Source organism: Micromonospora sp. NPDC047465 (genome assembly GCF_040643125.1).
Taxonomy (GTDB): Bacteria; Actinomycetota; Actinomycetes; order Mycobacteriales; family Micromonosporaceae; genus Micromonospora.
Genome location: NZ_JBEYTP010000045.1, coordinates 1 through 12,007, shown reverse-complemented (window position 1 = coordinate 12,007; position 12,007 = coordinate 1). Strand labels below are relative to the sequence as shown.

The following is a 12,007-nucleotide window of genomic DNA, read 5'->3' as shown; positions in this document are numbered from 1 at the left end:
GCACGTTCCTGTGATCATGACATAACAAGATCAGATAGTATCGACTTTCTAAAATCAAATAATCATTACTCCTTCCTAGGAATAGAAAATCGGGTAGGATGGGTGCATGACGGAAACGAGTGCGGCAGTGGGCCCCCGGGGCGTGCAGCCGACCTGCAAGTACGACCAGCGGCCCCTGGCCTACGCGGGCAAGGGCCGCCCGCCGGAGTTCTGCCCCGACGACGACCGGCACCACCCGGGCGGGAAGTCCTGTCGACAGATGTACGCCGAGCAGCGGCAGGCGGAGCTGGCCGCCGGCCTGGACAAGCCCCTCGCGGCGTACCGGGAGGCGACGGCGCGGGTGTTGCCGGCCGTGCAGGCTCTCGCCGGCGAGCTGAGCGCCGTGGTGGACGCGATGCGCGACCTGGACGGCTCGGCGGTGGCCCGGGTGGAGCAGGCCGAGGTCGCCGCCGTGGCTGCGGTGCAGCGCGCCCAGAGCGCCGAGGATGACCGCGACAAGGCCCTGCGCGACGCCCGGTCCGCCCGCGCGGAGGCGGCCACCGCGGTGGAGGCCCGCAAGGTCGCCGAGCGGCGGGCCCGTGACGCCGAGGCCGAGGCCGAACGCGTCCAGCGCGACGCCTGGCGGCAGGTCGCCGACGCCCGCGAGGCCCAGGGCCGCGCCGAGGCCGCCGCCGGCGAACGCGCCCAGGCCGTCATCACCGAGACCGGCCGCCGCGAGGCCGCCGAGCAGCGCGCCGCCGACCTCACCGACCAGCTCAAGACCCTGCGCCGCGAACTCACCGACGCCCAGGCCGAGGCCCGCAAGACTGACAAGGCCCTGCGGGCGGAGGTCACCCGCGCCGAGCGGGCCGAGGCCACCGCCGCGGCGGTCACCGCTGAGCGCGATGCCGCTCGCGCCGATGTCGCCCGCCTCACCGCCGAGGTGAACACCGTGCGCGCCGAGCTCGCCGACGCCCGTACCGCCAGCGAGCAACTGCGCGTGGACCTGACCGCCGCGACCCGCCGTGCCGAGACCGCCGAGGCCCGCGCCAAGCAGGCCGCGGCCACCGCCGCAGCCGTCACCGCCGAACGCGACACCGCCCGCACCGAGCGGGCCGACGCCGAGAACGCCCGCCGCGACCTCGACGCCGAGCTGCGCGCCGAACGGGCCACCCTCGCCGAGGTCCGCCGCCAAGTCGAGCACCTGTACGCCGAGCGCCGCGCCGCCGAGCAGGCCGCCCAAGACGCCCGCGACGACGCCATCCGACACGAGACCACCGCGACGGCCGCCACCGACCGCGCGCAGGCCGCCGAAGCCCGCGCCGAGCGGCTCCAGGCCCAGCTCAACCAGGCCCGCACCAAGCCGGGCAACCAGCCGTGACGCCGGGCGATACGTCGGCCAACAGCCCCCGGATTCCGGTCTCGGACCGCACACCCGGCCCGAAATCCCTCGGAGTTCGTGACGTCGCTGTACGTGATGGTATGACAGGAGTAGCCTGATCAGTATGACAAAGCGTCGAGTGACTGTCTCCGTGCCCGAGGACGTGGCCGAGACCCTGGAGCAGCAGCCCAACGCCTCCGCGTACGTCGCCCAGGCCGTCCGCGACCGCAGGCGAATGGACGAGTTCCGTACGCTGATGGCCGATGCCGGGGTGCAGCTCACCGAGCAAGGCATGGCCGAGGCCCGCGCCCGCCGGCTACAGGTGCAGGCCCAATGGCCCCACGAGCGCTACGACGCCGTACGCGACCGGGTGCGCCAACACATGCAGGATGAGGCGGACGACGCCAGCCGGCCAGCCGCGTGAACACCGAGGACGAGCAGCGCCCCGTCGCGCTGGTGCTGGACCGCTCAGCGCTGCTGGCCTACCCGTACTCGATCCACGTCGGGGAACCCATCGGTGAGGTCATCACCGACGGCCAGCGCTTCGGCGTCACCGCCGTTACTGCCGCTGAGGCCCTAGAGCTGGCCGTCGACGCCAAGCACCGAAAGCACCTGTACCGGCTGCTCAGCCACGACTCCTGTGCACGACTGCCCACCCGGGGCGAGTCGTGGCAGGAACTGTCCTACTGGCGTGGGCTCACCGGCCGCGTCGACCTGGCCGCCACGGTGATGGCCGCCCTGGAGCACCGAGCATCGATCCTGACCAGCGAGGGCAACCGGTACGGGCCCGAGGGGTACCTGCCGGTCATCCACATGCCCGCGTAACCGGCCCAGCCGACTGGCAGGCTCATGTAATTCAACCGTCTGGTATTCGGACTGGTTGGTTGGGGGAGTTGACGCTTCGTGGTGACCGCTGGGGTGCGGGCGGAGCGGGAGGTGCGTCGAGGTTAGATGTGCCGGTGACCGTTCATGACGTGGTCCGTGCCTTGCCGGGCATCCAGGTGCTTCGCGAGCGGTGTCGCGCGTTGGCGATGCTGGACGCGATCATGAGTCCGGAGTGGGAGTTGCGGTACTACTCGTTTGATTCGCGCTGGGCGCCGGATGAGCAGATGGCGTCCATGCGAAATGGGTCCGGCGACGCGTGGTCGATCGTGTTCTCGCCGGCCGGTGCGTTCATCCGTGGCTTCGATCACGAGTCGCCGATGAGCTCGGCAGGCAACGATGACGAGCTGTGGCCCGGGCTGGTCGACACCGTGCCGGAGGTCTTCTCCGCCTATGTTGACGAACCGGCGTTCAGCTGCGAGGGCACGCTGGAAGCGACGGTCTGTCTGTGGCGGCAGCACAGTGAGGACCAGTGGCATGCCGGAGAGATCGACTTCCCTGAGGGTGATGACCCGGACGGTGCCAACCGTCTGTTCAAGGTGCTGGTAGAGGGCACTCCGGCGGCGTACCAGCGCTTCGCCGAGGACTATTACGAGACGGCTGTCGATCTGGAGGCAGTCGGCGAGATTTTTGCGCTGCGCCCGCTGACCGACGCGCTGGTGCGCCGCTTGAATGCTGATCTCGTGGTGGCCGATCTTGCCGGGGATCTCGCTGAGATTGGCTACCCGTCCCGGCCGGTGTAGCGGTTCCAGGTGCCACCGGCAGAGGCGTAGTGGCGTTGCGTGGTGGTGTGGTGGAAGTCGAGGGCTTGGGCGACGACCGGTGCCGGGGCTTTGGAGTATGAGTTGGCGCAGGGCGGCGAGGCGGCCGGGGACGGTCGGGACGCCGGGGTGCAAGAGCAGCGGCCCCCGGAAGACTGCATCCCCGGGGGCCGCTGGTATGCCCAACGCCTACTGCGTCGCTTCCTGGCTGTCCGATGCCTCCAGGAGGAGGTTTGCCAGGGTTCGAAGATCCTCGGGCGTCATCTCCGCCCGTAGTGAATCCGCGACCTTCTCAGGGGTACCGCCGAGGCGCCTGATGGCAGAGGCTGCTGCCGATTTCCGTGGGCGCTCACTCTTCTCGCTGTTGCCCTCATGGCTCGCAGAGGCGGCAGTCCCGTTAACCGCGGTTAATTTTGGCGCGACCGCGGGCTGCTGTCGCTGACGCAGTTCGTCAAGCTGATCTGCGAGGGGAACTTGGTGGAGGTCCCGGACATCTCGGAGAGGTACCGCGCCGGACCTCAGCATCGCTTGCAGCTCTGGCGCGAGCTTTAGCAGATTGAGTCGTTGAGTCACCCAAGCCGGGGTGCGGGACAGTCGTTCGGCGGCGGCCTTGCCCGTCCCGCATTCCTGCACCAAGAGCTGAACCGCACGGGCCTCCTCGATCGGGTCCAGGTTCTCCCGATCGAGGTTCTCGGCCGCAGTGGCACTGACCCATGCCTCCCGGCTCTCGGCCAAGCTGTTCTTGACGACGATGTCCAGCGTCGGCTGGTTCGCCAAGAGCGCGGCGGCGCGGCGCCTACCGCCGGTGACCTGAACCCAGGTCGCCCTGCCGATGACAGCCTCGTACTCCGGGTAGATACGCAGGAAGGCTTCCCGGGATACCACCGCACACGGCTGGAGCTGACCGTGCGTGCGCATCGAATCCGCAATGCTCTCGATTCTCGCGTGGTCAGCGTCAAGATCTCGGGTGTTCAGGGGGTTGGCCGCGACCTGCTGCACGCGAGCCGTGCGTGGCGCCGACTCGGCAAAGGCCGGAACCCGTGCCTCAGGAAGCGCTGGCTCGGTGGCGAGGTCCGACAGGTTGACTCGCTTCCCTGCCACGTCAGACCTCCTGGAGGTTTGGCGCGCCGGCCTGTGACGGGATTGACGCCGCCCCGCCGTAGCCCATCTCCAGCGCCAAGCGGAAGAAGTCCTCGCGCGCTTCCATCGCCACGCGGTTCCGTGGGTACTGCGTCACCACCATGCCCTCGGCGGACGCTCGGGAGTGCAGCTTGTACCGGCGGATGACTGTGTTGCACATGGGCCAGCCCTTGCGCTGGATGAACTGTGCGGTCTGCTGCAGGTCGGGGAGTCCGTCACGCGGGTCCCAGCTGTTGACGACCACCCGGTACGGAATCCCGCGCGGCGCGATAACCGCTTCGATGGTTCTGGTGGTCGGGTCGTAGCAGAGCGGCTCCGGCACCATTGGCACGAGAACGTCATCGCACTCATCGAGCGCTACCTGGAGGATGCGCTCATCCTCGAGCGAGCCCGGCGTGTCAACGAAGATGTGCTCGTAGTGCAGGTTCCGCAGCTTGCGCAGGTCGCGCGGGTCGTCGACCTGGGCGAAGTCGAACGGCAGCCCTCCCTGCTGCTCCACACGCCGTGACCACCAAACTGACGAGGCTTGGGGGTCCGTGGACGCAACCATCACCGGGCTCTCCGGATCGCCGATTGCCTCGGCGGTCGATTGGAGGATCGGCTCGGGGTTGACCAAGACGTCGTAGGTCACCGCTGCCAAGTTGACGGCGAGGGTGGTTTTACCAACGCCGCCCTTCTGGTTGGCGATGACATGTACCTGAGTCATGACGGGCTCCGTTCCGTTTGCTTCCCCCGGGCCGTTGCGGCCGGGGTACTTCGGATGTCCGCCATGCTAAGGCGAACTCCGGCCTGCTCAGAAGCCTGGTCCCGTCGGGGAGTGTCTTGGTTAACCGCGGTTAATCGCGTCCCTAGCTCCAGTCCATAGTGGGGCCTGGTGATAGCGGGTAGTTCGGTGCGTCCTCGAGAGGGAAGTGAGCGGCTGTCGCCTTGGATCGCGCTCGTTGCCACCGCAGTCGAAGCCCTCACCTGTCATAGCACCGTTCGGGCATTCCCGGGCGAACCGAACTTGTACTGCAGAAGCGGAAGACCTCGGCTGTTGAGAGCTGGTGGTCAGCGGCGTGACGTCGTACGGTGCGGGCGTGACCAAGTCGCGTTCGAAGAAGGGCAAGACGTCCGGCGACACCGGCCGTCGTCGTGGCACGTCGTCTCCGCTGCCAGTCTCACCCAATGCCGGCGTCGCGGCCCGGTTCGCCGGCACCTGCGTTACCTGTAGACGGGGCTATCCAGTGAACGCCCCGCTGGGGAAGGTCGAGGACGGTTGGGCGCACGCGGCCTGCGCCGAGGCAGTCCGCGAACGCGGCCGGATCCTGCGCGGAGAGACCTTCGCCGGGCAGAAGCCGTCGGACTGGCGGCTGGGTAAGGGCCCGTCATCGACGCGGATCACCCGCTAGCTCGTCAGGCTCGGCACAGTTCAGTGCCCCAGCACGAGCTCGACGACCTCTGGCCGCCCACGGTGGCGACGCCGCCGACATCAAGGCCGGGAACGCGTGTCGTCTGCCAGTTGATGCGAGGCGCTGCCATGAGGGATTCAGCAGCCGTCTCTGTCAGCGGTGCCGATCAGCGCCGGGTTGGTCGCCGACATGGTTGCCTGCGGCGTAGAGCTGCCGCAGCGCGTATTGCACGGCCGACAGCGCCATCTCGGCCATCTCCAGCTCGGAGTGAGTGAGACCGCCGCTGAACGAGGCGTGTTCGATCGCGTTCTCCAACTGCTCTTGCGCCATGTACCCGCGCCGAACCGTGGCCGCCAGCTCGCTGCGGAACGTGCGGCTGAACTCGGCGGCCGCACGGAGTCTGGCTTGCACATCCTCGCGCCGTTCGGCGTTGGTGAGGTCGTAGTACGGGTCGTCCTCCCACGACGTGGCTTGCGAGGGCATGACCGCCTCGTCGTGGCTGCGGACGCGCTGCGTTTGGCCATGCAGCGGGCACGCCTTCTGGCTCAGACCTGTTCCGTCATTGGTCTGCTGTGGGCAGGTGCAGCCGAATGCCATATGGACACTGCGCTGCACTAGGTGATCAAGCGTGGCAGCGGACGGTGGATCCGTCATGCCGGCGATCATGCCGCGCAGCGCTACGCGAGCGCGGTCGGCGATTAGGTCCGGAAAGGAAGCATCCGTGGTCATGCCCGCGAACCTAGACAACGCGCGCGGCCGTGCATACCCCGATCGCTGACGGAGGAAGGAACACGTTCTCCGTCAGCGGTCGCTTGAGAGGTGGGCTGGGTCAGTGAGCTGTGACAGCTTTTGCAGAGCGTCCTGCGTTGCTCGCCGTGCTTGGGTGGCGGCTTGGGCGGTCGCTTCCTGGCTACGCCGCTCGCCCTCGGCGCGTATTTGCCGCGCACGGGCGGCGGCGCCGACGGCGATCCGGCGTGCGGCCTGGCGGGCACTCGCCGAGGCGGCCTGACGGGCAGCTGCCTCCTGCTCGTGCCAGATCGCGTCGCGCGCCTGAGCGTGTTCCTCCTGGCGGCGTGCGACGGCTCCCATCGCTTTGCGCATCTCGGTCCAGCCGCCCGGCATGATGTCGTCACCGTCTTCACGTTCGGCCCACCGCCACTCCCTCAACCGTCGCCGGACCCGGTAGAGCAGTTGCTTGCGCGGTAGCCGGTCGTTCCAACCGGTGTCTGGGTGCGGGGCGCCGTTGGGCAGCTGATTAAGGGCGTGCCTCACGTCTCGCACGCACCAGCCGGCGTCAAAGTAGGGCCGAAGCACCTCGTAGAGGTCGTTCGGATCCAGCGGGCCTTCCTGTGCGTTGCGCAGGCCGATCACCAGTAGCTGCAGCACCCGCGCGGCCGCCGTGCCCTGCTCCCGACCAGATGGCACCCGCCGGGGGTCGAATTCGTAGCTCTCGTCCTCGGCGCTGGTCAGGCACCGCTTGCACTGCCAGACCCTGCCCTGCGGCGTGGTGACAGCCTGCCGGGGCGTGTACGCGTGGCATACCAGGCACGGAGCGTCCGGCGGCGGCGTACTCATCAGCCCGTCGTCAGCGGCGTAACGTGGCTGCATATCGTCACCTCACCAACACGTTCTCATCTGGCGGCCTGTTACCCCAGCAGAGTAGTCAAGCCGGTTGCCGCTCGGGAAAGCCTCTGGGCTTGGGTGACCTTGGCGCCGCTGCTGTGCGAGAGGCGGCGTCCCGGTTATCTGCGCTACCGGCGCGGCGGTGGGTGGTGTTGCGGATGTTGCACGGTGTCGCGGCGTTTTCGACCACCGTGATCTGGGCCGCCGGTCACGCTCGGACGGTGGATCCCCGTCGGTACCGCCCCTCATCATGGTGGGTGGGGCGAGTGGGAGGAGGACCTGCGTGGCCGAAGCTGTGCGGCACATGCGGCTCGGGATCGACCTGAACCTGAGCCGAGCGGATCTGGGGCATCCGGACCGGCCGGGACTGTGGCAGGAGCTGCGGTCGCGGACGATCCACGCGGGTGAGCTGCGGTGCATGGGGGCGTGCTACAGGAATGACCCAGACTGTCCGGAGTGGATGTACCTGAAGGGCAACCCGGACGGGACGGGCCTGCGCCAGGCCGTGCACCTCAACAAGTCGGCGGCGAAGAACCACCCGGACGCTGTCGAGTCCGACAAGCACAAGGCGCTCAAGGACCGCGTCGCGACCGTCTCCCAACGGGCCGGCTTCTCCGTCGAGGTTGAGGCCCGTTCGTCCAGCGGCAAGCGGGTCACGGACGTGCTGGTGCGCGGCGAGGGCGGCCTCGTGCTCGGGCACGAGCTCCAGGTGTCGAAGCTGTCGGTCCCGACGATCAGGAAGCGCATCCGGATCGCTCGGCAGGACGGGGTGATGCCGATGTGGACCACCGACAACCCGGCCGTGCAGGTTGAGCACCGCGCCCCTTGGGCTACGATCCCGCCGACGAACGCCGGCTGGGTTCGCACCGGCAACGAACTGCTCGTCTCCGGTGGCGCCCGGTCGACCGAGATTGAGCGGTGTGGCCGGCGTGGCCTGTACTGCCCGGTGAGCCGGGGGCGCCCGTGCGGCCAACTGCACGTCTACCTGGAGGCCGCCCGAGGCCTCAACCTGGATGACCTGGTCGTCGGGGCGGCGTCCGGTGCGTGGCGGTCGCTCGAGCAGGCTGACTCCCGCGGTCGGGCGCTGTACTACTGGGTTACCACCGACGACATGGAGCGGTACCTGAACGACCGCGCCGGGCGGCAGCCGGTCACCAACATCGAGCTGGATCCGGGCCCGGGCGGTGCCGTGGCGATGACGCCCCGGGAGCTGGACCTGAACTGCAACTACGGCGTCGACACCGGCTACCGGCGGCCGCCGGCGGCGCCCCGGGATCCGCGCGGCGCGGTCGTGGTCGACCTAGGCGGCTCCTTCGCCAAGAAGCACGGGATCGCCTTCGACTGGTCCAAGCACCTGACCGGTGACCGTCTGCCGTGCCGAATCTGCGGCGTTGGCGCGTTCATGCGGGACGACGACGGGAAGCCCTGCCACAAGGTGTGCGCCGAAGACGAGGCGGCGGAGCGCGCAGCTAGGCAAGGCAGCTGATCGTGTAGTTGCGGAAGGCCCCGGGGGCTTCCCTAACAACGTCATGAACATCGGCTGGTACGACAACCGCACGCTGCCGATCCGGTTGACGATCCACCACCGGCCGGGCCGATGGCGCCCGGTCACCAACGAGCAGCAGACCCCCGGCGACTCGTCGTTGGCCTACGTCGCGCCGGACCTGAACCCGACCGAGGCCGAAACCGCCGCGCAGCACCTCGACGACCTCGCCGCCATGGCTGAGTTTGGCTATCGGCCGCCAAAGCCCACGCGCTACGGACGGGCGGCCCAGCGGCTGCAACACCTCGTCGACATCGACACCGACCTCGCCAAGGTGAAGGTGGCCATCGGCGACGACGAGCTGCCCCTGACATGCGAGACCTACTCACGCTGCTACGCAAGCAGGACCAGGGCGTGGACCCCGCTGCCCGCCGCCACCACGTCACCGCCCGAGCGTCCGAGGCCGCTGGCGGCGACGGCGGCGCGGTGTGGATGCGGCTGGTCGACGTTCGGGGCACGGCCGCATCGCGGTGACCGCCGTGGAGGGCACCGACGACCCCGACGACGACTACTGGAAGCCGCACACCGCCCAGCACACCCCCGCCCAGGCCCGGGAGCTGGCCGGCAAGCTGCGCACCTTCGCCCGCGCCGCCGCCGACCCGAGCGACACCCGATAGCCCGCCAACCTGACGCGGCCGGGGTCGTGCTGGAACACGACCCGGCCACTACCTCCCGAGCAGAGACGCGAGCAGCAACCCGAGACGGTGGACAGGGCTGCGGCGTCAGTCACACGGTGCTGGTCGGGCACCCCCACAGGCCACCAGGCGCTTGTAATCGGTTGGGTCAGGTTCGCGTGGGCCAGGTTCGCGTGGACCAGGCTCGCTCGCTTCAGCCCGTGTAGGTCAGGTGGCGGCCCCCGGAGCTGATCCCCGAGGGCCCGCACGGTGCGTCAGCGAGAAAGGCGCCGGCGCTTGCTGCTGACGCATCGGCAACGGCTGAGCGGCAGCAGGAGGTTCAGCCCTCCTGCCGCCGCCAGGCCGACCTGCACGCCTGTGACCCATCCGTCGGCCCATCCCGCCGCGTATCCGACGATGGCGGCGCCGACCAGGATCACGATCTGTCGCGCGGTCCGCGTCCGGTGGCTCGTGTGGGCCTTGCGGCCTACGCTCGTCATTGCCGTTCTCCGTTCCAGCTGCCCAGCTGCTATCTGATGAGCGGCAGTCGACCCACGCCCTGCATGGCGTGGGTCGACCCATTTGCGCTCGTGAGCCGCACTTCTGGCGGCTCACAACAATCAGATAAGCGCTGGGCAGTGCCCGGTAACAACAAAACGGACGAGCCCGGATGAGTTCAGCAGACGGGCACCCGCCGTCGGACACTGTGGACGGAGTCAGCTACCGTCGGATTCCGTCGGATCCCGTCGGACAGCTTCGGACGCCCTCTTCGAAGGGAACTCGCGCGGTGCCAGAGACCGCCTCCTCGGGCCTGGAGTCCAATCCCGAATCGGTTACCAGTCTACCCGGGCTGGCTCGTGAACTTGCCCGCCTGCGCCTGTGGCACGGCAACCCGTCGTTTCGAGACCTTGCACAACGGTCCAAGGGGAAACTGCCGCGCGCCACAGCCGGTGACCTCACCAAGGGCCGGCACCTGCCTCGCATGGACTCGGTCCTCGCCTTCGTCCAAGCCTGCGGGGAGTCCGATCCCCTGCAGATCGAGGCGTGGAAGATGGCCTGGCGGCGCGCTGCGGCGCGTACCCGCTTGACACCGATCGCGCCGGAACCACCCGCCGAGGACACACCCCCCGTAGGGATGTCGCACCCTTACGGCCAGGTGACGCACATCAACAACACGTTTATGCAGCCGCCACTCTCCGCTCAACGGCTGGCGGCCATGCCTGTCCGACAAGCTGCGGAAACGCTGACGAACATGGACCGAGACGACGCGGTCGGGATCCTCGCAGAGATGGATCCCACGACCGCTGGCCGCCGACTCGCCATCATGAACCCAGACCGCGCGGCTGAACTGCTGGCACACATGGACGAACAGTTGGCAGCACAGCGACTCACCGCGATACCACCCAAACTAGCTGCGGCCGTACTTTCCTCGATCCCCCCACAACAAGCAAACGAACTCCTGCCAGAGATGCCGCTGGAGTCTGTGGTGGAGGTGGTGTCGGGGCTGCCGTCGGGCCATGCGGTCAAGGTGGTGTCCGAGATGTCGTTGGGCCATGCGGTACAGGTGGTGTCGCGGCTGCCGTCGGGCCATGCGGCGGAGGTGGTGTCGGGGCTGCCGTCGGGCCGCGCGGTCAAGGTGGTGTCGGGGATGTCGCCGGACCTTGCGGTCAAGGTGGTGTCGGGGATGTCGCCGGACCTTGCGGTCAAGGTGGTGTCGGGGATGTCGCCGGACCGTGCGGTCAAGGTGGTGTCAGGGATGTCGCCGGGCCTTGCGGTGGAGGTGGTGTCGAGGATGTCGCCGGGCCGTGCGGTACAGGTGGTGTTGGGGATGTCGCCGGACCTTGCGGCGGAGGTGGTGTCGGGGCTGCCGTCGGGCGTTGTGGTGGAGGTGGTGTCGAGGCTGCCGTCGGACGTTGCGGTGGAGGCAGCGTCGAGGCTGCCGCCGGACCGTGTAGTACAGCTGGTGTTGGGGATGTCGCCGGGCGTTGCGGCGAAGTTGGTGTCGGGGCTGCCGCCGTACCTTGCGGCTCAGGTGGTGTCACGGCTGCCGCCGTACCGTGCGGCACAGATGGTGTTGGGGATGTCGCCGGACCTTGCGGTCAAGGTGGTGTCGGGGCTGCCGTCGGACCTTGCGGTCAAGGTGGTGTCGGGGCTGCCGTCGGGCCGTGCGGTCAAGGTGGTGTCGGGGCTGCCGCCGGACCGTGCGGTCAAGGTGGTGTCGGGGCTGCCGCCGGACCGTGCGGTGGAGGTGGTGTCGGGGCTGCCGCCGGACCGTGCGGTGGAGGTGATGGGGGGGCTGCCGCCGGGCCTTGCGATGGAGGTGATGGGGGGGCTGCCGCAGGGCAGCGCGAATGCTCCTGGTGAGCTTAAGAGGGGCATCTGATCCGTGTAGTGGCTGATTCATGTTCGGCCGTAGCGGTGGTGGGGTTGGTTCGTTGATCGCGGCGTGGGCGTGCAGCGGCGTGGATATCGGTCGGACTTGTCGGATGAGCGGTGGGCGCTGATCGAGCCGGTCCTGACAGCGTGGCGGGCAGCGCGGGTGGGCTTGGGGATCAGCCGGCCGGTGCATGATCTCCGGGAGATCGTCAACGCGATCCTGTGAGCCCTTTTCATCGTGGGTTTCGGCTGGTCTGGACGTGGTGTAGGGCGAGGATGGCCTGGATGATCGCGGTGGCGCGTCGGGGGCAGCAGCG

At 68.6% G+C, this 12,007-nt stretch carries 13 protein-coding genes and 1 pseudogene; 10 read left to right on the top strand and 4 right to left on the bottom strand.

Annotated elements, in window-relative coordinates; all coding sequences use genetic code 11:
- Positions 1 to 106 precede the first annotated feature (106 nt).
- From ABZ793_RS28910 to ABZ793_RS28895, 4 genes are all read left to right on the top strand, one after another.
- Positions 107 to 1,360, top strand: a complete 1,254-nt coding sequence (locus ABZ793_RS28910; protein WP_357462588.1) for a hypothetical protein — start codon at positions 107 to 109, stop codon at positions 1,358 to 1,360.
- A gap of 124 nt (positions 1,361 to 1,484) precedes the next feature.
- The gene (locus ABZ793_RS28905; protein ID WP_357462585.1) at positions 1,485 to 1,784 is read left to right on the top strand and encodes a hypothetical protein; all 300 of its coding nucleotides are present in this window, start codon (positions 1,485 to 1,487) and stop codon (positions 1,782 to 1,784) included.
- Positions 1,781 to 2,185, top strand: coding sequence for a hypothetical protein (locus ABZ793_RS28900; RefSeq protein WP_357462583.1), 405 nt, complete (start codon positions 1,781 to 1,783; stop codon positions 2,183 to 2,185). The genes ABZ793_RS28905 and ABZ793_RS28900 overlap by 4 nt, the downstream gene beginning before the upstream one ends.
- Positions 2,186 to 2,313: 128 nt before the next feature.
- Entirely contained in the window at positions 2,314 to 2,985 is a 672-nt protein-coding gene (locus ABZ793_RS28895; protein WP_357462580.1) for a hypothetical protein, read from the top strand.
- A 207-nt stretch (positions 2,986 to 3,192) separates the two neighbouring features.
- Here ABZ793_RS28895 and ABZ793_RS28890 read toward each other — a convergent pair whose 3' ends face one another.
- Positions 3,193 to 4,104 (bottom strand): ParB/RepB/Spo0J family partition protein, encoded by a 912-nt coding sequence (locus ABZ793_RS28890; protein ID WP_357462577.1) that lies wholly within the window; start codon positions 4,102 to 4,104, stop codon positions 3,193 to 3,195.
- A 1-nt stretch (position 4,105) separates the two neighbouring features.
- A complete protein-coding gene (locus ABZ793_RS28885) occupies positions 4,106 to 4,849 on the bottom strand; it encodes a ParA family protein (protein ID WP_357462574.1) in 744 nt (247 codons plus the stop codon).
- Positions 4,850 to 5,222: 373 nt separating this feature from the next.
- Between ABZ793_RS28885 and ABZ793_RS28880 the strand changes: the two genes are divergently transcribed.
- The gene (locus ABZ793_RS28880) at positions 5,223 to 5,534 is read left to right on the top strand and encodes a hypothetical protein (protein WP_357462571.1); all 312 of its coding nucleotides are present in this window, start codon (positions 5,223 to 5,225) and stop codon (positions 5,532 to 5,534) included.
- A 153-nt stretch (positions 5,535 to 5,687) separates the two neighbouring features.
- On the opposite strand, the gene ABZ793_RS28875 is transcribed toward ABZ793_RS28880, so the two are convergent.
- Entirely contained in the window at positions 5,688 to 6,263 is a 576-nt protein-coding gene (locus ABZ793_RS28875) for a hypothetical protein (protein ID WP_357462569.1), read from the bottom strand.
- Positions 6,264 to 6,335: 72 nt separating this feature from the next.
- A complete protein-coding gene (locus ABZ793_RS28870; RefSeq protein ID WP_357462566.1) occupies positions 6,336 to 7,142 on the bottom strand; it encodes a hypothetical protein in 807 nt (268 codons plus the stop codon).
- A 298-nt stretch (positions 7,143 to 7,440) separates the two neighbouring features.
- Here ABZ793_RS28870 and ABZ793_RS28865 point away from each other — a divergent pair, with 298 nt between their 5' ends.
- The 5 genes and pseudogenes from ABZ793_RS28865 to ABZ793_RS28845 form a co-directional block, all read left to right on the top strand.
- Complete coding sequence (locus ABZ793_RS28865) at positions 7,441 to 8,643, top strand: hypothetical protein (RefSeq protein ID WP_357462563.1); 1,203 nt, start codon at positions 7,441 to 7,443, stop codon at positions 8,641 to 8,643.
- Between the two features lie 369 nt (positions 8,644 to 9,012).
- Positions 9,013 to 9,174, top strand: a complete 162-nt coding sequence (locus ABZ793_RS28860; RefSeq protein WP_357462560.1) for a hypothetical protein — start codon at positions 9,013 to 9,015, stop codon at positions 9,172 to 9,174.
- Positions 9,175 to 9,179: 5 nt separating this feature from the next.
- Positions 9,180 to 9,317, top strand: a complete 138-nt coding sequence (locus ABZ793_RS28855) for a hypothetical protein (RefSeq protein WP_357462557.1) — start codon at positions 9,180 to 9,182, stop codon at positions 9,315 to 9,317.
- Positions 9,318 to 10,101: 784 nt separating this feature from the next.
- Positions 10,102 to 11,697: a hypothetical protein gene (locus ABZ793_RS28850; RefSeq protein WP_357462554.1), complete on the top strand. Its 1,596-nt coding sequence runs from the start codon at positions 10,102 to 10,104 to the stop codon at positions 11,695 to 11,697.
- A gap of 69 nt (positions 11,698 to 11,766) precedes the next feature.
- Positions 11,767 to 11,856, top strand: a pseudogene (locus ABZ793_RS28845) (IS5/IS1182 family transposase); the annotation flags it as partial.
- Between the last annotated feature and the right edge of the window lie 151 nt (positions 11,857 to 12,007).

Bases quoted from the DNA above. Each gene is read 5' to 3' on its own strand.
- ABZ793_RS28910 (WP_357462588.1), top strand. From the start codon at position 107: ATGACGGAAACGAGTGCGGCAGTGGGCCCCCGGGGCGTGCAGCCGACC.
- ABZ793_RS28905 (WP_357462585.1), top strand. From the start codon at position 1,485: ATGACAAAGCGTCGAGTGACTGTCTCCGTGCCCGAGGACGTGGCCGAG.
- ABZ793_RS28885 (WP_357462574.1), bottom strand. From the start codon at position 4,849: ATGACTCAGGTACATGTCATCGCCAACCAGAAGGGCGGCGTTGGTAAA.
- ABZ793_RS28875 (WP_357462569.1), bottom strand. From the start codon at position 6,263: ATGACCACGGATGCTTCCTTTCCGGACCTAATCGCCGACCGCGCTCGC.
- ABZ793_RS28870 (WP_357462566.1), bottom strand. From the start codon at position 7,142: ATGCAGCCACGTTACGCCGCTGACGACGGGCTGATGAGTACGCCGCCG.
- ABZ793_RS28860 (WP_357462560.1), top strand. From the start codon at position 9,013: ATGCGAGACCTACTCACGCTGCTACGCAAGCAGGACCAGGGCGTGGAC.